The organism is Pseudomonas sp. So3.2b, from assembly GCF_019464415.1.
In the GTDB taxonomy this organism is placed as follows: Bacteria; Pseudomonadota; Gammaproteobacteria; order Pseudomonadales; family Pseudomonadaceae; genus Aquipseudomonas; species Aquipseudomonas shahriarae.
Genome location: NZ_CP080494.1, coordinates 4,103,884 through 4,122,295 on the forward strand (window position 1 = coordinate 4,103,884; position 18,412 = coordinate 4,122,295).

At 62.1% G+C, this 18,412-nt stretch carries 13 protein-coding genes; 10 read left to right on the forward strand and 3 right to left on the reverse strand.

Going from position 1 to position 18,412, the window contains the following annotated elements; genetic code table 11:
• Positions 1-63 precede the first annotated feature (63 nt).
• Both K1X80_RS18315 and K1X80_RS18320 read left to right on the forward strand, forming a co-directional pair.
• Entirely contained in the window at positions 64-4,785 is a 4,722-nt protein-coding gene (locus K1X80_RS18315) for an RHS repeat-associated core domain-containing protein (RefSeq protein WP_220172970.1), read from the forward strand.
• A 3-nt stretch (positions 4,786-4,788) separates the two neighbouring features.
• Positions 4,789-5,172, forward strand: a complete 384-nt coding sequence (locus tag K1X80_RS18320; protein ID WP_169990049.1) for a hypothetical protein — start codon at positions 4,789-4,791, stop codon at positions 5,170-5,172.
• A 196-nt stretch (positions 5,173-5,368) separates the two neighbouring features.
• Here K1X80_RS18320 and K1X80_RS18325 read toward each other — a convergent pair whose 3' ends face one another.
• A complete protein-coding gene (locus K1X80_RS18325; protein ID WP_220172396.1) occupies positions 5,369-6,427 on the reverse strand; it encodes a diguanylate cyclase in 1,059 nt (352 codons plus the stop codon).
• A gap of 118 nt (positions 6,428-6,545) precedes the next feature.
• Positions 6,546-7,181, reverse strand: coding sequence for a LysE family translocator (locus K1X80_RS18330; RefSeq protein ID WP_220172397.1), 636 nt, complete (start codon positions 7,179-7,181; stop codon positions 6,546-6,548).
• 131 nt (positions 7,182-7,312) lie between these two features.
• On the opposite strand from K1X80_RS18330, the gene K1X80_RS18335 reads away from it, so the two are divergent.
• The 5 genes from K1X80_RS18335 to K1X80_RS18355 all read left to right on the forward strand — a co-directional run bounded on the left by K1X80_RS18335 (position 7,313) and on the right by K1X80_RS18355 (position 14,159).
• The gene (locus K1X80_RS18335; RefSeq protein WP_057960098.1) at positions 7,313-8,707 is read left to right on the forward strand and encodes a PLP-dependent aminotransferase family protein; all 1,395 of its coding nucleotides are present in this window, start codon (positions 7,313-7,315) and stop codon (positions 8,705-8,707) included.
• 281 nt (positions 8,708-8,988) lie between these two features.
• Positions 8,989-10,377 (forward strand): amidase, encoded by a 1,389-nt coding sequence (locus K1X80_RS18340; RefSeq protein WP_057444291.1) that lies wholly within the window; start codon positions 8,989-8,991, stop codon positions 10,375-10,377.
• Between the two features lie 95 nt (positions 10,378-10,472).
• The gene (locus K1X80_RS18345) at positions 10,473-11,825 is read left to right on the forward strand and encodes a citrate-proton symporter (RefSeq protein ID WP_057960099.1); all 1,353 of its coding nucleotides are present in this window, start codon (positions 10,473-10,475) and stop codon (positions 11,823-11,825) included.
• A gap of 92 nt (positions 11,826-11,917) precedes the next feature.
• A complete protein-coding gene (locus K1X80_RS18350; protein ID WP_057960100.1) occupies positions 11,918-13,264 on the forward strand; it encodes an OprD family outer membrane porin in 1,347 nt (448 codons plus the stop codon).
• A gap of 187 nt (positions 13,265-13,451) precedes the next feature.
• Positions 13,452-14,159 (forward strand): alpha/beta hydrolase, encoded by a 708-nt coding sequence (locus K1X80_RS18355; protein ID WP_220172398.1) that lies wholly within the window; start codon positions 13,452-13,454, stop codon positions 14,157-14,159.
• Between the two features lie 4 nt (positions 14,160-14,163).
• On the opposite strand, the gene K1X80_RS18360 is transcribed toward K1X80_RS18355, so the two are convergent.
• Positions 14,164-15,069: a LysR family transcriptional regulator gene (locus K1X80_RS18360; protein ID WP_057960102.1), complete on the reverse strand. Its 906-nt coding sequence runs from the start codon at positions 15,067-15,069 to the stop codon at positions 14,164-14,166.
• 293 nt (positions 15,070-15,362) lie between these two features.
• On the opposite strand from K1X80_RS18360, the gene K1X80_RS18365 reads away from it, so the two are divergent.
• The 3 genes from K1X80_RS18365 (at position 15,363) to K1X80_RS18375 (ending at position 18,411) form a co-directional block, all read left to right on the forward strand.
• A complete protein-coding gene (locus K1X80_RS18365; RefSeq protein WP_057441603.1) occupies positions 15,363-16,130 on the forward strand; it encodes a FadR/GntR family transcriptional regulator in 768 nt (255 codons plus the stop codon).
• 149 nt (positions 16,131-16,279) lie between these two features.
• Positions 16,280-17,482 (forward strand): ABC transporter substrate-binding protein, encoded by a 1,203-nt coding sequence (locus K1X80_RS18370; protein WP_186625944.1) that lies wholly within the window; start codon positions 16,280-16,282, stop codon positions 17,480-17,482.
• Positions 17,483-17,550: 68 nt separating this feature from the next.
• The gene (locus tag K1X80_RS18375) at positions 17,551-18,411 is read left to right on the forward strand and encodes a branched-chain amino acid ABC transporter permease (RefSeq protein WP_057960104.1); all 861 of its coding nucleotides are present in this window, start codon (positions 17,551-17,553) and stop codon (positions 18,409-18,411) included.
• The last annotated feature ends 1 nt before the right edge of the window (position 18,412 follow it).

The window sequence follows — 18,412 nt, forward strand, 5'->3', positions numbered from 1 at the left end:
TGATGCCCCGGTCCTGGGGGCAACCTCTTGAATGCCGCCATTGGTTTTATGGTCCTGGCGGCCATGGACTTCAAAACGCGGGACGTCGAAGCGGTTCTCGCCGACTTCCGGCAATGCCTGAACACCTATGACGCCTGGGCCGAGAGTTTCTGGAGCTTTTCGGCGCTGGAGGTCGAGCAGGTCTTCAAGGTGGGCGATGAGGTGGCGCTGGTGGCGCCCATTGCGTCCAAAGCCCCCAGCAGCACCGTCGCGATGTGCAAGGCCAGTGGCTCGTTGACCCTGGTGCATATGTTCGAGAGCACACGTTTTGTGCCCATCGGCAACACCCCGGTGATGCTGCAAGCCATCCCCAAGAACGGTGGCCCGCTGGGCGACCCCCTTTACAAAACCATCGGCCCCAGCGGCATTCTCGAAGTCACCGACTGCACCCGCGACCAGCCGTATCGGATCACCTTCTACCCCAATGTTTCCAAAGCCCACGTCCAGGCGTTGTACGCGTCTTACCAGGCCATCATTGCGCCGCTGGAAAGCCAGTTGCGCAAAGACTGGAGCAGTACATTCGAACCTTTGTGGCAGGGCTACTCCGAAGCCAACTTTGTGCAGCGCTACCGCCTGCTGGACCAAGGCTATGCGCAGGGATTTGGCAACGCACTGCATGAGCTGTGGGACAACATCCAACAGCTGTATCAATGGCTGGCGGACCTCAAGCCCAACAGCGAAAAACTCCTGCACTACCTCTCCCAGACCGAACTCGATGCCCTGCTGGCGTTGAGCCAGGAAGCCATCACCAATGGCCTGCTGATGCTCAGCGATGAGCCGCTGTTGTTTATCTACCTGTCGGCGCTGGTCAGCTGGATGCGCATGCTGCCGCCGCCGTACTTGAACGAACTGCTGGGGCAAATCACCGCCGAAGTGCTGATCAACCTGTTGCTGGTGTGGGTCACCGCCGGCATGGGCGTGACGGTGCGCCTGGGCGCGCAAGTGCTGGGCAAGATCAAGTCGGATCGGGTCCGCCAATGGCTCGAGCAGATGGCCCGGCCATTTGCGAAGACCGGCATGGAGCCCCATGCCGAGGCGCTCAGGCCGTTATTGCTGGGTAGCCCTGCAACGCCGATCAAGACGGTGCCCAGCGTGCCGCTGAAAGCCGGCGCAATGGAAGTAACCAATCCGGTGCCCCTGGTGCGGGAAAAATCCGCGCCCAAGACGGCCTTGGTCAAGCATGAGGCGGTCGACGACGCACCCTCCTCCGCGAAAAACCCCAACGGGGAAGCAACTGCTAGCGCTGATAAAACCGCGACCCACGGTTGCCCGGTGTCCATGGTCACCGGCGAAGAACTGCTGACCCTGACCGATGGCGAACTGGATGGCGTGCTGCCATTTGCCTGGACACGCCTGTATCGCACCAGTGCCGTGGAGGTGGATTGCGGGTTGGGCTTTGGCTGGAGCCACTCGTTGGCGCAGCGGCTGGAGGTGGTCGGCGGGTCGGTGGTGTGGACGGACCATGAGAACCGCAGCACCACCTTTCCCCTGCCCTCCGTTGCCCGCCCGGCGATCAGCAATAGCCTGGCTGAAGCGGCGATTTATCTGGGGGCGACGCCGGATGAGCTGGTGCTGGCGCAGGGGGCACGCTTCTACCACTTTCACGACGGTGTGCTGACGGCGATCAGCGATGGGTATGACAACCGCCTGGGTATTTCCCGCGATGGCTTGGGGCGGATTCTGCGCCTGGATAACGGTGCCGGTCGCGCCTTGCTGTTGCGTTATGACCGCGGGCATATCGTGGCGCTGGACTACCAGGTGTTTCGCGTGGAAAGCGAATCGGATGACGCCTGGGTTACTGAGCAGAACGTTGTTTCCTACCGCTATGACGAACAGTGGCGACTGCTTGAGGCGATCAATGCCGTCGGCGAAAGCGAGCGCTATCAGTACGACAGCCTTGCGGTGATCACTGAGCGGCAGTTGGCCGGTGGGGCGAGTTTCTTCTGGGAGTGGGAACGGTCTGGCAAGGCGGCGCGCTGTGTGCGGCATTGGGCCAGTTTTGCGCAGATGGATACGCGCTATAGCTGGGACGACGGCCGCGTCACCCTGCTTAACGCCGATGGCAGTCAGGAAGTCTACGTGCATGACCCGCGGGCACGCCTGGTGCAGCGGGTTGATCCGGATGGCGGCGAGCATTTCAGGTCCTACGACGCACAGGGGCGGCTGACGGTTGAACAGGATCCCCTGGGCGCGATCACGGCCTATCAGTACGACGAGGCTGGGCGCTTGGTGGCGCTGTTTCCTGGGGATGACGAGCCTACCTCCTACGAGTATGAGGATGGCTTCGTACGGGTCATGCGCCGGGGTGAGGCGGTCTGGAAGTACCAGCGTAATGATCAGGGCGCGATCACGCGCCAGACTGATCCAGCCGGCAATGTCACCGAGTACAGCTATGACAAGCGTGGCCAGCTTTTAGCGGTTTGGTACCCGGACCACAGCTGTCAGCGCCTGACGTGGAACGAGCTTGGGCAGTTGATTGGGGAACAATTGCCCAATGGCGGCGTGCGCCGTTATCGCTATGACGACCTGGGCCGGCAGATTGCCCGCGAGGATGAACATGGCGCCCTGACCCAGTATCACTGGGACGCGGTGGGTCGGCTGATCAAGGTGGTAATGCCGGGCGGTGCCACCCGCGAATTGAGCTACAACCCCTACGGAAAAATCACCGCCGAGCGCGATGAGCTGGGGCGTGTGACCCGGTATGAATATGCCGATGGCTTGCACCTGATCAGTCGCCGGATCAACCCCGATGGCTCTCAACTCAAGTACCGCTACGACAACACTCGCCTGCTGCTGACCGAGATCGAAAACGAGGCAGGTGAGCGCTATCAACTGGAGTACCACGCCAACGGCCTGATCCAGCAGGAAACCGGCTTCGACGGCCAACGCACCGCCTACGTCTACGACCTCAACGGCCACCTGCAGGAAAAAACCGAGTTTGGCGACGATGACCGTCAGTTGGTTACCACCTACCAGCGCGATAACACCGGCCGCCTCGTCCGAAAAAACCTGCCCGATGGCAGCACGGTGGATTACACCTACGACCGCCTCGGCAATCTGCTTAGCGTCGACGACGGCCACTGGCCGCTGCAGTACGAATACGACGCGCAAAGCCGCCTGACCGCCGAGCACCAAGGCTGGGGCACCCTGCGTTATGGCTACGACCACTGCGGCCAACTCGAAACCCTGCGCCTGCCGGACAACAACCGCCTGACCTTCAACCACGACAAGGGCGGCCACCTTGCCACTATCGACCTGAATGGCCGGACACTCAGCTCGCACCTGTTCAAAGCAGGCCGCGAACACCAGCGCCAGCAGGGCCAACTGCTGAGCCACTACCACTACGACGACCAGGGCCGCCTGGCCCTACACGAACACCGCCACGGCCTTCGCCGCTACACCTACGACAACAGCGGCAACCTCACCCGCCTGCTCGACACCCGCAAGGGCCAGCACGACTACCACTACGACCCCCTCGACCGCCTGACCCGCGCCGACCATTCCCAGGATCCCACCGAACGCTTCGCCCACGACCCGGCGAACAACCTGCTGATGCAAGACCGCCCAGGCCCCGGCATCGTCGTCGGCAACCGCCTGTTACTGCAAGGCGACCGGCATTACGACTACGACGCCTTCGGAAACCTCATACGCGAACGCCGTGGCCGCGCGCAGCAGTTAGTCACCGAATACCGCTACGACTGCCAGCACCGCCTGATCGGCGTGACGCAACCGGACGGCAGCCAGGCCAGTTATCGCTATGACCCGTTTGGGCGGCGCATCAGCAAAACCGTGGCGGGCAAAACCACCGAGTTTTTTTGGCAAGGCGACAAAGTCATCGCCGAGCACACGGCGGGGCAGCATCGCAGCTATCTCTACGAGCCGGATAGCTTCAGGCCGCTGGCCTTGCTGGAAGGCTTTGGTCCAGCCAATACACAGACGTTTTACTACCAACTGGACCATCTGGGTACGCCCCAGGAACTGACGAACACGGACGGCAAAATCGTCTGGTCAGCCCATTACCAAGCCTACGGAAAAGTCACCCGGCTGGACGTGAGCACCGTCGATAACCCGCTGCGTTTTCAAGGGCAGTATTTCGACCGGGAAAGCGGGCTGCACTACAACCGGCATCGCTACTACAATCCGGATAACGGACGCTACCTGACGCCCGACCCGGTGAAGTTGGCGGGTGGGGTGAACGGGTATTTGTATGTGCCCAATCCTACGGGGTGGGTGGATCCGTTGGGGTTGAATGCGTGTCCGGGCGAAAAAAAATGTGAGCCCGGATCTGAAGTCCAAAACCCGTCCGCCGATACGAAGACCGACGAGAGCGCTCCTTCCCTTCCAGCCCCCGCAACGAAAAAGCAATATCTTTACCGGGGAGACTCCAGGCATCCACGTAAAATCTTCAAAGAGGGGTTTAAGAGCAGAGGAAAAAGCACGGACCTACTCTTGCACTCGAGAGACAATATGGATCCACCAAGCAATTTTGTACCCACCTCGACTTCAAGGGACGTAGGTATAATATTTGCAACACGTTACGGATTAGAAGATGGCTTTTTGTACACTTTAAAAAAGATACCCGGCCGAGACGTCAACAAAGAACTAGGAATACTATCCGACTACAAAAGGGAAAAAGAAATAGCCATCCCCGACCGTATTCATCGAAAAGACATATTAGGTGCAACCCCAATAAACGAAGATGGCACATCCGCAAACTACAGCCTAATAAACCCTTATAGAAAGTAAATCATGAAAAATATAGAAATAAGCATACTCAATCGAGGCAACATTGAAAAAGCAAAAATAGAATACGATCGAAACACATGTGCGCTTTTTATAACCTTTTCCGATCAAACAAAAAAAACGTACTCCGGACTGGATGTTTTTCGCTCATTTGGTTTGTTGCGAAAGGAATTTAGCGAAGTAAAATTTTTGTGCAAAGGCTCAAAAATCAATGTTTTCCCTTCTGCTATGTCATCTTCGATGTCTAGTGGCCTCGTAGCCTATGAAATGAAGTTAGGTGAGCCTGAACCAGAGATGGTGCGTATATTCGATTACGAAGAACATGACCTGACTAACGATATCGAGGAACAAATTGAATTTCGCGTGCGCTGGGGAGACTCGCTAAGATAATCAGAACAGATCTATTTAGGAGTCCAAAATATTACAAAAAACCAACTAATAACCACTATTGATGCTCATTGATAAAGTCGATATGCCCTTACCGGGGAGGGTGATGGATTTAACACCGCAGCAACTGAGGCAAACACGATCCCTGTGGCGAGCGGACTTCCCACAAAAAAGCAGTACCAAGATTCCCCAAGGCCCTTCAAACCGACCGCACCCACCCTCCCTGCACCGACCGCACCCGATTGCGCCCGCCGCTTTTGGCCTCATACAACGCCTGGTCGGCGTCATTCAGCCAACTGGTCGCGTCGTCGTGGGAGGCTTGGTACGGTGCCAGGCCGATGCTCAGGCTGGCGCGCAGGGTGGGGTCCTGGGCGTAGCCCAGGGAGCTGAAGCGGTCGCGCAGGGCGTCCATTACTTCGGTGGCGTGGCCCAGAGGCATGTCCGGCAGGATCACGCAAAATTCATCGCCGCCGTAACGCCCGGCCAGGTCAGTGGCGCGCAGGTTCTGACGCAGGATCTTGCTCAACTGGCGTAGCACGATATCGCCGGTGACGTGGCCGTAGGTGTCGTTGATGGTCTTGAAATGGTCGATATCAATCAACGCAATGGCGGCCCCCTGCTGGCCGCCCCGGCAGCGGGCGAATTCGATTTCCAGCTGGTCTTTCCACGCGCCGTGGTTAAGCAACCCGGACAGGCTGTCGGTGCGGCTCAGGGCCAGGAGTTCGCGTTTATGCCGGGCCAGGGTGATGGCCTGGCGATAACAGATCCAGCCCAGGACCAGCGGATAGAGCATCAGGATCGGCAAGCAGGCGTAGAGTTGGGCGGGCGTGGTCAGGGCGATATAGGCCGGGGCGAACAGCAGCAGCGCCACCCCGATGCCCAGTGCCTGGGCCACCCACCCCATCAGCATAAATCGGAGGCCACCGATGGCGACGTTGTTCATGGTCATCATCGACAGGGTGGTGACGCTGGGCAGCGGGTTGAAGTGCATGGCAGCGACCCAGAAGCCGCCACAAAACGAGTCCACCAACAGGTGGCGGCGCTCGGCGCGCAGGGAGTTTTCGGCGCGGCGCGCCATTTGGTAGGCCAGGTGCGGCCAGGCGAAGGCGTTGATCAGCATCCAGGCCCAGACCCAGCCAGGCGGGTCCAGTGGGTACATGCCGGCCGATACACAGACAAAGCCGAGCGTCAGCCCCAGGGTCCGAGATTTGTACAGGCGTTTGGCGAGCGGAAGTCCTTTTCCTCCTGCGGCTGACATGATCTGGCTGATCCTGGATGAATGCTGAAAGTCTATCAGGGCAAAGGCAAATAGCCAGTACCGCTCAGACAGTTACTGCAGACGCCAATCGCTTTGCCAAACCCTTGACGCCAGCGGCCTAGCTGGAGAAACCGCGGGCCAACAACATCGCCACCGCCAGCAGCAATACTGCCGTGACCTTCTGCAACAGCACGCGTTTGCGCGGCGACTCGAGCACATGCTTGATGCGTTGGCCGAAGTAGCAATACAGGCAGCCGCTGGCGAATTGCAGGATCAGGAATGTCAGGCCGAGGATGGCGATGTCACCGGCGGCGCTGTCCTGCCCGACGGCGGCAAACTGCGGGAACACGGCGCTGAACAGGATGATTGCCTTGGGGTTGGACAGGCCGGTCAGCAAGCCCTTGCCGAACCGGCCGCGGGGCGTCTCCGGCCCGTGCCCGGCGGCGGTGATCTGCACGCCGCTGCTGGTCCACTGCTTGTAGGCCAGGTACAGAATATAGGCCACGCCCACCAGTTGGATGCCCTGGGTAATCAGCGGGTAGCCCTTGATCAGCTCGGAAAAGCCCACGGCAAAGATCAGGATCGAAATCAGGTACGACACGCTGGCGCCGAACTGGGCCGGCAAGGAGTGCCGCAGGCCGTCCTTGAGACCCAGGCTCAGCAGCAGCAAGGTCATCGGGCCGGGGCTGAAGGCCAGGGTGCTGCACAACACCAGAAAATACAGAAAGGAAGACAGCGTAAGGGCGGTGACCATGGTGGGTAATTTCGCGGCGGGGAGGAATGTTGCGCAGTCTAGGGCGCGAATTCCGTGTCGGGCAGGTAAACTCGGCGGTTATTCACGCAGGCTTTACCGGTAAAGTGACCGGCAAACTTCAGGACGTCGCGATGGCCCTTCCGCAGATCCACTTTCATGAGCACGCCCCCAAGGTCCAGCAGATCGTCGAGGCGTTCGCCCGTGCTATCGAACAAGGCGAATTGGCCGCTGGCAGCAAACTGCCGTCGGTGCGTGAGCTGGGAGCGCAGTTGGGTGTCGGAAAATTCACCATCAATGAAGCCCTGGACCGTCTGCGCGGCCAACATCTGCTGACCTCGCGCCAAGGCCGTGGGCACTTTGTGGCCCAGCGCCAGACGCAGCCGTCGTCGAGCAACTGGGTGGACCTGCTGCCCCAGGATTTGCTCAGTGTGCTGCGCCGCCCCATGCTGACCGGCCAGGGCGAGCTACGCCCCGGTGGCGGGCATCTGCCCGAAGACTGGCTCGACTCCGAGGCCATGCGCCAGGCCCTGCGCAGTGTGGTGCGGGCCCCTTCCCTGCGGGTTGCCGGCATGGGTACGCCAGCGGGTTTCCTGCCCCTGCGCCAGGCCCTGCAACAAAAACTGCAGGGCGATGGCCTGGCGGTGCCGGTGGAACAGATCATCACCACGCCCAGCACCCTGCAGGGCCTGGACATGTTGATGCGCCTGCTGGCGCGCCCCGGTGACACAGTGCTGCTGGATGCGCCGTGCTATTTCAACTTCCACGCCAACCTGGCGCTGCACGGGGTCAAGGTGCTGACACTGCCGCGCGGCCCGGACGGGCTCGACCTGGCGGCCCTGGAGCAGTTGCTCGCCGAGGCCCGGCCCAGCCTGTATGTGACCACCAGCATCCTGCACAATCCCACTGGCCATTCCTTCAGTGCAGCCCAGGCCTTTGGCTTGCTGCAACTGATGCGTCAGTATCACTGCCATATCATCGAAGACGACCTCTACGGCGACCTGCACCCCAACCCGCCGCCCCGCCTGGCGGCACTGGCCGGGTTGGAGCAGGTGACCTACCTGTCGGGCTTCTCGAAAACCCTCAGCGCCAATACCCGGATGAGCTATGTGGTGGCCGCACCGCAACTGGCGGCCAACCTGACCAATATGAAGTTGATGAGCGGCGGCGTGACCTCGGAGCTGTTCGAGCAACTGGTCTACCGCCTGCTCAGCGAGGGCAGCTATGCGCGGCACCGCAAGCGCATGGTCCAGCGCCTACTGGAAGCCGGTGCGCGGGTGGAACAGTGGTTGCGCCGCTGTGGCTGTGAGCTGCCCATGGGGTATGAGGCCGGGATGTTTCTCTGGGCGCGTCTGCCGGCCGGGGTTAACGCTGAACAATTGGCCGAGGCCGGGCTCAAGCGCGGCATGGTGTTGGCGCCGGGGGCGTTGTTTGGGTATGAGTCGGGGATGGGCGAGTTTATGCGTTTCAATGTGGCGCACTGTGACGATCCACGGGTCCGGCAAGCGATCGAGCCATTGTTGCGCTGATCCAGTGTGGGAGCGGGCTTGCTCGCGAAGACGTCGGCCCAGCAAACATTGATGTTGACTGACCTACTGCTTTCGCGAGCAAGCCCGCTCCCACAGGGGATCTGCGCTTAACTGACGGGCATTAGGGCTTGCCGGCTCCCACAGTCGTGACAATTGAGTGCACACAAAAACGCAACACTGCACCGCTTCGAATGTGATGGTCGCTGCCCCCCAGGGTTTATATAGTCGGGTCCAACAGCCACCCGCCATGAGCCCCAGGGCCCATCACCAGGAAGCGCTCAATGACCGACCTTCACGACCTCACGGCCGCGCAATTGCTGGCGCATTTCGCCAGTCGCCAGCTTTCCCCCATCGACTACTACGATCACCTGCTGGGCCATATCGACCGCTGGGAGCCGCAGATCCGCGCCCTGTACGCCTTCGATCCCGAGCAGGTGCGCCGGGAAGCCCAGGCCTCCACCGAGCGCTGGAACAAAGGCCAGCCCAATGGCGTGCTCGATGGCGTGCCCGTGACCATCAAGGAACTGGTGGCTACCGAAGGCACGCCGATTCCCCTCGGCAGTGCCGCCACCCGCCTGACCCCGGCCCTCAGGGACGCCCCGCCCGCCGCGCGGATGCGGGAAGCCGGGGCGATTGTGCTGGCCAAGACCACTGTCCCGGATTTCGGCATGCTCTCCTCCGGCCTGTCGAGCTTCCATGGCATCACCCGCAACCCGTGGAACACTGCCAACAACACCGGCGGTTCCAGCTCGGGGGCTGCCGCTGCGGCCGCCGCCGGTTACGGGCCACTGCATATCGGCACCGACATCGGCGGCTCGGTGCGTTTGCCCGCCGCCTGGTGCGGCCTGGTGGGGTTCAAGCCGACCCTGGGGCGTATCCCGATTGACCCGTACTACACCGGACGCACCGCCGGGCCCATGACCCGTACGGTGGACGACTGCGTGCTGATGATGCAGCACCTGGCCCGCCCCGATGCCCGCGACGCCACCAGCCTGCCGCCGCTCACCAGCGAGTGGAGCAACCAGCCGCTGTCGGTCAAGGGCCTGCGCGTCGGCTTGATGCTGGAACCCGGCGCCGGCCTGCAACCGGAAGGTTTCGTGTGTGAGGCGGTGGAACACGCCGCGCGCCTGTTCGAAGCCCATGGCGCCAAGGTCACGCTGATCCCCCCGATCATGGACCGCGCCCAGCTCGACGGCCTCGACCAATTCTGGCGCGCCCGGCAATGGGGCGACCTGTCGGCGTTGAGCAGCGAGCAATTCGATAAGGTCTTGCCGTACATCCGCGACTGGGCCGCGCCCGGTGCCGATATCAGCGGCGTGCAGGCGGTGCAGGGGTTCAACCAGACCTTCGAGATGCGCCGCCGCGCCGCCCAGGCCTTCAGCGACCTGGACCTGATCCTGTCGCCCACCAACCAGGTCAACGCGTTCCCCGCCGAATGGCCGTCACCGAGCAATGACCCGCAATTGCCGTTCGAACACATCGTGTTCACCGTGCCCTGGAACATGGGCGAGCAACCGGCGCTGTCGATCAACTGTGGTTTCGCCGCCGATGGCATGCCCATCGGCCTGCAGATGATCGCACCGCGTTTTGCCGATATCTGGCTGCTGCAAATCGCAAAAACCTATGAGAGCTGGCGTGGCGCAATCCACCAATGGCCGAACCCGAACTGACCTTGACGCTGTAACTGAACTGCCCACCCACACGCCCGTTCCCTGGCCCCAAGGCCGGGGTCTGGACGACCTATAACTAAAATCGAGGGGCTGGTATGCACACTGAACAATTGACTCGCGAGGGTCCCGAGCACACACCCGAAACGCCATCGCCGGACGCCGGTCGCAAGAGCATCTTCGCTGTGGTGTTGGGTAATGCCGTGGAGTTTTTCGACTTTGGGGTCTATGCGACCTTCGCGGTGATGATCGGCCATACGTTTTTCCCGTCCGACAGCGCCTTCGTCAGCTTGATGCTCTCGGTCACAGCCTTTGGCATCGGCTTTATCGTACGGCCCCTGGGCGCGGTGCTGATTGGCGCCTACGCCGACCGCGTGGGGCGCAAGCCGGCGATGTTGTTGACCCTGGTGATGATGGCGGTGGGCACCGGCAGTATTGCGATATTGCCCGGCTACGAGACCATCGGGATTGCCGCGCCGATCCTGCTGGTGGTCACCCGCATGATTCAGGGCCTGGCCTGGGGCGGTGAAGCCGGCCCCGCCACCACCTATATCCTGGAAGCCGCGCCGCCGCACAAACGCGGCACCTATGCCTGCTGGCAAGTGGTCGCCCAGGGCGTCGCCGCCATGGCCGCCGGGCTGGTGGGTTACACCCTGACCAAAGTCATGTCCCCCGAAGACCTCAACAGCTGGGGCTGGCGCGTGCCGTTCGTGTTTGGCCTGCTGGTGTTGCCGATTGGTATCTATATCCGCCGCAACCTGGCCGAGACCTTCCACGGCCAGGGCGAAACCACCAGCACCGGCGACCTGGTGCGCGAAGTCTGCGGCAAGCATCGACGCGCGCTGGTCCTGGGCCTGCTGATCCTTTCGGGCAGCACCATCACCCAGTACTTCCTCAACTACATGACCACCTTTGCCCTGACTGAGCTGAAGCTGCCCACCAGTATTTCCATGCTCTCAACCCTGGTGGCCGGTGCGGCCATGGCGGTGTGCGCAGTGGCTGGCGGCATGTTGTGCGACCGTTTCGGGCGCCGGGTGATCCTGATGACGCCCCGGGTGGTGCTGTTGCTGATCCTGTTCCCGGCCTTGCAATTGATGACCGAACACCCCAGCCCGTCGACCTTCCTCCTGACCCTGGCGCTGCTGTCCGGCCTGCATGGCATGAGCGGCGCGGCGTTGATCGTGTTGCTGGTGGAAAGCTTCCCCAAATCCGTGCGTTCCACCGGTTTCTCCATCGTCTACGCCTTCGGTGTGGCGGCGTTTGGCGGCACCGCACAGATCATCATCACCTGGCTGATCGGCACCACGGGCGACCCGATGTCACCGGTGTGGTACCTGCTGATCGCCAACCTGGTGTGCCTCACCGCCGCCTGGTTCGCCAAGGAAACCCGGCCTGTGCTGCCCGGCACCCCGGCCCGCGAAACCCGGCTCAGAGAAGCCCCGGTTCGCTGATCGCTTTATCCCTACTGTGGCAAGACCACTTGCCACAGGTACTGTGCCCGGCCTCAGCGGTCGCCTTACTCTTCTTTGTGTGGGGATTCACCATGTATCCACGTCTTTTCCTGGCCGCCGCCCTGGCGTCCGGTACCCAGGCTTTTGCTCAAGAAAACGCCCAGGCCAGCGCCCCCGGCTTTATCGACGGCAGCAGCCTGGACCTGAACCTGCGTCACTACTACTCCAACCAGCACACCCAGCGCAGCACCTACCTGAGCATCCAGAAACCCGCCGGCATCGAACGCACCCGCGTGCGTGAAACCTGGGTGCAGACCGCCATGCTCAAGTACAGCTCCGGCTACACCCAGGGCGTGATTGGCGTGGGGGTCGATATCGGCGTATTCAGCGCGGTCAACCTGCAGCGCGGGCATGGCAAGGTGGCCAATGGCGGTGACCGCGTGCTGGTGGACAGCGACGGCGATGCGATCCCGACCTGGAGCCGGCTGGGGGTGGGCGATGTGCGGTTTCGCCTGTCCAACACCGAGCTCAAGGCCGGGCGCTTGATGACCGATAACCCGATCCTGCGCTACAAGGACAACCGCGCCCTGCCCTCCAGCTTCCAGGGCGTGGGCCTGTACAGCAACGAACGGGACTGGCTGTCGGTGCAGGGCGGCAGCTTCGACCGGGCCATCCCGCGCACCGGCACCGGCGCCGAACGCCTGACCACCACCTTTGGCAACCGCGCCTACAGCGGCGCGCGCATCAGCTACCTGGGGGCCACGCTCAAGCCGGGCTACGGCCTGGAAGCCAGCCTCTACGGCTCGCGCTTCGAGGACATGTGGGACCAGTACTACCTGGGGCTGACCCACCGTATCGGCGACAAAAACGCGGTGGCGCTCAAGACCGCCCTGCACTACTACCACACTCAGGATTCCGGCCAGCAGCGCCTGGGTTATATCGACAACGACGCCGCCAGCCTGGCCGTGACCGCCAACCACCAGGCCCACAGCCTGACCCTGGCCTGGCAACAGGTGTTCGGCAACGAGTACTTCGACTATGTGTGGGAGTCCACCGGCAACTACATGGCCAACTCGCTGTACTCGGACTACAACGGCCCCAACGAAAAATCCTGGCAACTGCGCTACGACCTCGACCTGGCCGCCTACGGCGTGCCCGGCCTGACCGCCAGCCTCTGGCACGCCAAGGGTTGGGGCATCGACGGCACGCACTACGAGGGTGATCGCAACGGCCACAACACCGGCTACAACGTGCGCGGCCTGGATAACGCCAAGCACAATGAAAACGGCTTGATGCTGGCCTACGTGGTGCAATCGGGGAAATTGAAGAACACCGTACTGCGCACCATCGTCTACAACCACCGCGCCAGCGGCGGTCAAATTGACGGCAGTTACGACGAGTTCCGGATCGTCGGCAACTTCCCCATCAACCTGTTCTGACACCCGCCCGTCGGCACCAGTCAATGCCGACGGGTAATATTCAGAATTCTTACACCCTGCATGAGACTGCTCCGGCATTGGCTCGCCGCCGCGCTTGGTAAAAAGCCTGTCCCCTACGGACGGTTACCCAGGAACGCGGATGAAACCTTTGAAAGCAGCAGCGCTTTGCATCATCAGTGGATGGTTAATGCTCTTGAGTTCCCCCGGCCATGCCGCACCGCCGGGTATCGAGTGGCTGGTGGATTGCCCGCGCCTGCCCGGGCGGGCCCTTGACCAGGAGGTGATGGCACGCACCCAGTGCGGCATCGTCACCGTGCCGCAAAACCATCAGGTCGCGGACGCACGCACGTTGCGCCTGACCCTCACCCGGGTCGGTGCCCGTCAGCCCCTGGAGCGTCGGGGTGTGATCTTCACCCGCCCGGCTACCGCACAAGCGGATTTGCGCGGGGTGTTCGCGGTGCACCTGGCCACAGTCTGGAAGTACTACAACACCGAGGCGTACCGCACGCTGACCCAGTTCTACGATGTCATCGAGTTGAGCCCGCGCAACGCCCGCACAGCAGCCGACAACGAGCAATCGGCCTGGGACATGGATTTCGTACGCCAGCAACTGGGTGAGCAACGGATCAGCTTCCTGGGCATCGCCCAAGGCAACGTGCTCGGTGCCGGGTACGCCGGGCTGTTTGCCGATCGCATCGAACGCATGGTGCTGGTAGAGCCCGATGAGGCTGCCACCCCGGCGTTCGAATCCCTGCCCGCCACATTGCGGCTCAAGGGGCCTTATCTACAGGGCAGTTCCGTCGTCGATGCCAGCCGCTGCGTAAATCGTTGGGCGGGTGTCTACCTGGCACACGGCAGGCAGCCACCGCCGGCAAGCGACTGCCTGGGCAACTGAGGCTTCAGTCCACCAGCGCACAACGCTGCATCGCGCTGGCCAGCATTTCCTGGCACTTGAGCACCGCCACCGAGCGCGGCCGGTTGCGGTACCCGCACAGGTCGATGCGGATTCGCCCCAGGTGCTCATCGGCAATCGGCACCGCCACCAGGCCATCGCCCAGGTCGCGGGCGTCGGCATCCACCTGGGGCAGGATCAACACCGCCGCCCGTTGCCGGGCCAGGCTCTTCTGCACTTCCAGGGAGCTGGTGGTAAACACCGGCTGGATCGTCACTCCTCGTTTTTTTGCTGCCATCTCCAGAGCCTGGCGCACGCCGTACGCCGAGTCAGGAATGGCCAGGGGCTGGCCTTCAAGTTCGCGCAGTTCGATGCTGTCGCGCTGGGCAAAGGGGTGCTCGGCACTGACCAGCACCCGGTGCCACAACTCGCATTGTGCGGTGACTTCCACGTCGGCCCGTTCCTGCAGATAGAACGCCAGGCCCAGGTCGGCCTCGCCACTGCACAGGGCGTCGAGGGTGGCCGAGGCGCTGGCGATCACGATATTGAAGGTGACCTTGGGGTGCGCCCGGTAGAACGCCGCAAGCACCGGCGCCAGCACCGTGGAAACGATACTTTCTGACACATGGATGCTGATGTTACCCGCCACCTGACTCTGCCGGCTGGCGATCACATCGCGCACCTGATCGAGGCCGCGCAGGGTGCTAGTGACCTGCTCGGCCAGGCACTCACCCTCCACCGTCAGGCGGATACCGCGCGGGCCGCGCTCAATCAGGGCGGCGCCAAAGAAGTGTTCGAGGTGTTCAATCTGCCGGCTGACGGCAGTGGGCGTGACGTACAAACGCTCGGCTGCCTTACGCAACGAGGCGCAGCGCGCCACCTCGTGAAAATACCGCAAGGCTCGTAATTGCATGCTCGGGTGCTCCTGCACAAAGACTGGAGCGCTATGGCAGGCAATTACTGCGCCAGGCTCAAATTTTATGAGCACGACACATCAACTGTGGGAGCGAGCTTGCTCGCGAATGCAGTGGGTCAGTGATGGATATGTCGGCTGATACACCGCATTCGCGAGCAAGCCCGCTCCCACATGGGGGCATGGACGTGGTTTACGACCTGTTTTAACTGAAAACGACCCCTGCCGTTGACGCCCCGCCCCAACCCCTATTAAGTGCTATTTATCCGCATTAATACGATAAATAGAAAACCATGCTCAGCCGCCCCCTGCGACGCAAACGCCAGAAGCTTTCCGATGTGATTGTCGAGTCGGTCAAGCGCTCGATCGTCACCGATGCCTTGAAGCCCGGCGACCGCCTGCCCACCGAGCGCGAATTGATGGAGAGCTTCCAATGCTCCAAGGGCTCGGCCCGCGAAGCGCTCAAGGCCCTGGAGGTCGAAGGCCTGGTCAGCACCCGCACCGGCCCTACCGGTGGCGCGTACCTGAACCAGGCCGGCACGGAGCCGGCCAGCCGCGCCTTGCGCAACTACCTGCACTTCCAGCACCTGGATGGCGAGCAGGTGTATCAACTGCGCAAGGTAATCGAGGTGGAACTGGCAGTGTCAGTGCTGGGGCGCCTGAGCGAAGACGACTATCGCGCCCTGCAAGACAACGTGGACTTTTGCAGCGCGCCGGAAGACAGCGAGGCCGGCCAGCGCGAGCAGCGCCTGGCGGAGCTGGAGTTCCACAACCTGCTGGCCAGGGCCTGCCCCAATCCGTTGCTGAGTTTTATGGCGCAGTTCCTCAACGACCTGCTGCGCGACCTGGTGGTGCTGAAAAAAGCCTACAAGCCCAAGCGCAAGCAATTCGACGCGGCCAACCTGGACTATCACAAGCAACTGCTGAGCGCGTTTCGCGCCAACGATGAAGCGGCCGTGCGCAGCCTGATGCATGAACACATGTGCGACGCCGAACACCACATGACCGCGCTGGAAGGCCAGGTCAGCCCACACTTTTTGCTGGAGTTCGACCACTCCTGAAAACACCCCAAATCCCCTGTAGGAGCTGGCTTGCCTGCGCCTACAGTTTTGACCGTGTTTCACCTCAATAAAAAAGGCCTGCCCACAGGCCGTGCTCCACCGTATCGCCATTGCCACTCCTGCCAATAACTAAACCAGGGAGTCACCCCATGCAGCGTCGTACGTTGTTGAAAGCCAGCCTCACCGCCGCCGCCGCGCTCAGCCTTCCGCTGAGCGTGCGCAGTGCATTCGCCGCCGAACCGTTTACCTTTTACGGCCTCAAGTCCATGTCTGGCGCCTTTGCCAGCTATGGCAAGTTTGCCGACATGGGTTCACGCTTGGCGGTGGCCCAGTACCCCGAACTTCTCGGGCGCCCACTGAACTACAAGGTGATCGACACCGAAGGCAACGCCGGCAAGGCGGTGCGCAAGGTCCAGGAGGCGATCGGCCAGGACGGCGCGCGGTTCTTCCAGGGCTGCACCCTGTCGTCCTCGGCACTGGCAGTGGCCAAGGAAGTGGACAAGGTTGGCGGTGTGTTCATGACCCCGGTGGGCGCTGACGAAGTCACCGGCAAGGACTGCAACAGTGCGACCTTCCGCTGGTCGGTGCCCACCTATGGCGCGATCCGCGAAACCCTGGTGCCGCTGATCAAGCTGCTGCCCGAGGCCAAGCGCTGGTACACCATCACCCCGCAATACGTGTTCGGCGAAGCCTTGCTCGAAGGCGCCAAGAGCGTGCTGGCCGAAAACGGCCTGGAGCATGTGGGCAACAGCTATCACTCATTGCAGGAACAGGAATTCTCCGGCTACCTGACCAACGCCATCGCCGCCCGGCCCGACGTGCTGGTGTTGCTGAATTTCGGCAGCCAGTCCTCCAACACCCTGCGCCAGGCCGTCAACTTCGGTATCAAGGAGCGCATGAAAGTGCTGCTGGTGTGGTCCGCCGGCCTCGACCAGTTCCAGGAGCTGGGCAGTGATGTACTCGAAGGCGTGTACCTCGGCGCGCAGTATTGGCACCAGGTCGATACCCCGCTCAACCGTGAGCTGGTCAAGCTGACCCAGGCCAAATACGGGATCAACCCCACCTACCCGCTAGCCGCTGACTACATCAGCACCAAAGTCATGCTCGACACCATCAAGGCCACCGGCAGCTTCGACGGCCCCACCGTGGCCAAGGCCATGCAGGGCCTGAGCTACGACGGCCCGACCGGCAAGGAAACGATCCGCGCCGGCGACCACCAGGTGATCAAGGATTACTACCTGCTGGTGGGCAAGGCCACGGGCGACATGGCCGACAAGGATGACCTGGCCAAAGTCCTCAGCTCCGGCCAGTCGTTCCCACCGGTAGAAGCCACGGGCTGCAAGCTCGGCTGATCCGCCCACTTTCACCGGTAACACACGACAGGGTCGTTGACCGCGGCCGCCTGTTGGAGGATTCCTGCATGCTCAATCTTTACCTGTTCCAGATTCTCAATGGCCTGGGCCTGGGGATGATCTACTTCCTGATTGCGGTCGGGCTGACGATCATTTTCGGCCTGCTGAACTTCGTCAACTTCGCCCACGGCGCGTTTTTTTTGCTGGGGGCGTACATCTGCTACACCGCCGTCAGCCTCACCGAAAGCTTCTGGCTGGCCCTGCTGATCGCGCCGCTGGTGGTGGCCGCGCTGGCGTGGCTGATCGAGCGATTATTGATCCAGCGGATCTACCACCTGCCGCACATGTTCCAGATCCTCGTGACCCTGGGTATCGCGCTGATCATCCAGGAAGCCAGCGTGATGATCTGGGGCCCAGTGGGCAAAAGCGTCGCCGTGCCGGAACTGCTGCGCGGGGTGCTGGTGGTCGGCGACTTCGTGTACCCCTACTACCGCCTGTTTTTGATTGTGTTCTCGGGGCTGGTGGGCCTGGGCCTGTGGCTGCTGCTGGAGCGCACGCGCTTTGGCGCCCTGGTGCGGGCCGGCAGTGAAAGTACCGAGACCGTGTCGCTGCTGGGCACCAATATTTTCCGCCTGTTCTCCATGACCTTCGCCCTCGGCGTGGCCCTGGCCGGGATCGCCGGGGTGCTGTTTGCCCCGTTGCGTGGCGCCCAGCCCTTTGTCGGCCCGGAGATCCTCGGCATCGCCTTTGTGGTGGTGGTGATCGGTGGCATGGGCTCGTTCGGCGGCGCCCTGGTGGGCGGCCTGCTGGTGGGCGTGGTGCAGAGCCTGATGACCACCCTGTGGCCCCAAGGCGCGAGCCTGATGATCTACGGCGCCATGGCCGTGGTGATTCTGGTACGCCCTTACGGCCTGTTCGGGAGAGCCTGAC

Bases quoted from the DNA above. Each gene is read 5' to 3' on its own strand.
- K1X80_RS18315 (WP_220172970.1), top strand. From the start codon at position 64: ATGGACTTCAAAACGCGGGACGTCGAAGCGGTTCTCGCCGACTTCCGG.
- K1X80_RS18320 (WP_169990049.1), top strand. From the start codon at position 4,789: ATGAAAAATATAGAAATAAGCATACTCAATCGAGGCAACATTGAAAAA.
- K1X80_RS18325 (WP_220172396.1), bottom strand. From the start codon at position 6,427: ATGTCAGCCGCAGGAGGAAAAGGACTTCCGCTCGCCAAACGCCTGTAC.
- K1X80_RS18330 (WP_220172397.1), bottom strand. From the start codon at position 7,181: ATGGTCACCGCCCTTACGCTGTCTTCCTTTCTGTATTTTCTGGTGTTG.
- K1X80_RS18335 (WP_057960098.1), top strand. From the start codon at position 7,313: ATGGCCCTTCCGCAGATCCACTTTCATGAGCACGCCCCCAAGGTCCAG.
- K1X80_RS18340 (WP_057444291.1), top strand. From the start codon at position 8,989: ATGACCGACCTTCACGACCTCACGGCCGCGCAATTGCTGGCGCATTTC.
- K1X80_RS18345 (WP_057960099.1), top strand. From the start codon at position 10,473: ATGCACACTGAACAATTGACTCGCGAGGGTCCCGAGCACACACCCGAA.
- K1X80_RS18350 (WP_057960100.1), top strand. From the start codon at position 11,918: ATGTATCCACGTCTTTTCCTGGCCGCCGCCCTGGCGTCCGGTACCCAG.
- K1X80_RS18355 (WP_220172398.1), top strand. From the start codon at position 13,452: ATGCTCTTGAGTTCCCCCGGCCATGCCGCACCGCCGGGTATCGAGTGG.
- K1X80_RS18360 (WP_057960102.1), bottom strand. From the start codon at position 15,069: ATGCAATTACGAGCCTTGCGGTATTTTCACGAGGTGGCGCGCTGCGCC.
- K1X80_RS18365 (WP_057441603.1), top strand. From the start codon at position 15,363: ATGCTCAGCCGCCCCCTGCGACGCAAACGCCAGAAGCTTTCCGATGTG.
- K1X80_RS18370 (WP_186625944.1), top strand. From the start codon at position 16,280: ATGCAGCGTCGTACGTTGTTGAAAGCCAGCCTCACCGCCGCCGCCGCG.
- K1X80_RS18375 (WP_057960104.1), top strand. From the start codon at position 17,551: ATGCTCAATCTTTACCTGTTCCAGATTCTCAATGGCCTGGGCCTGGGG.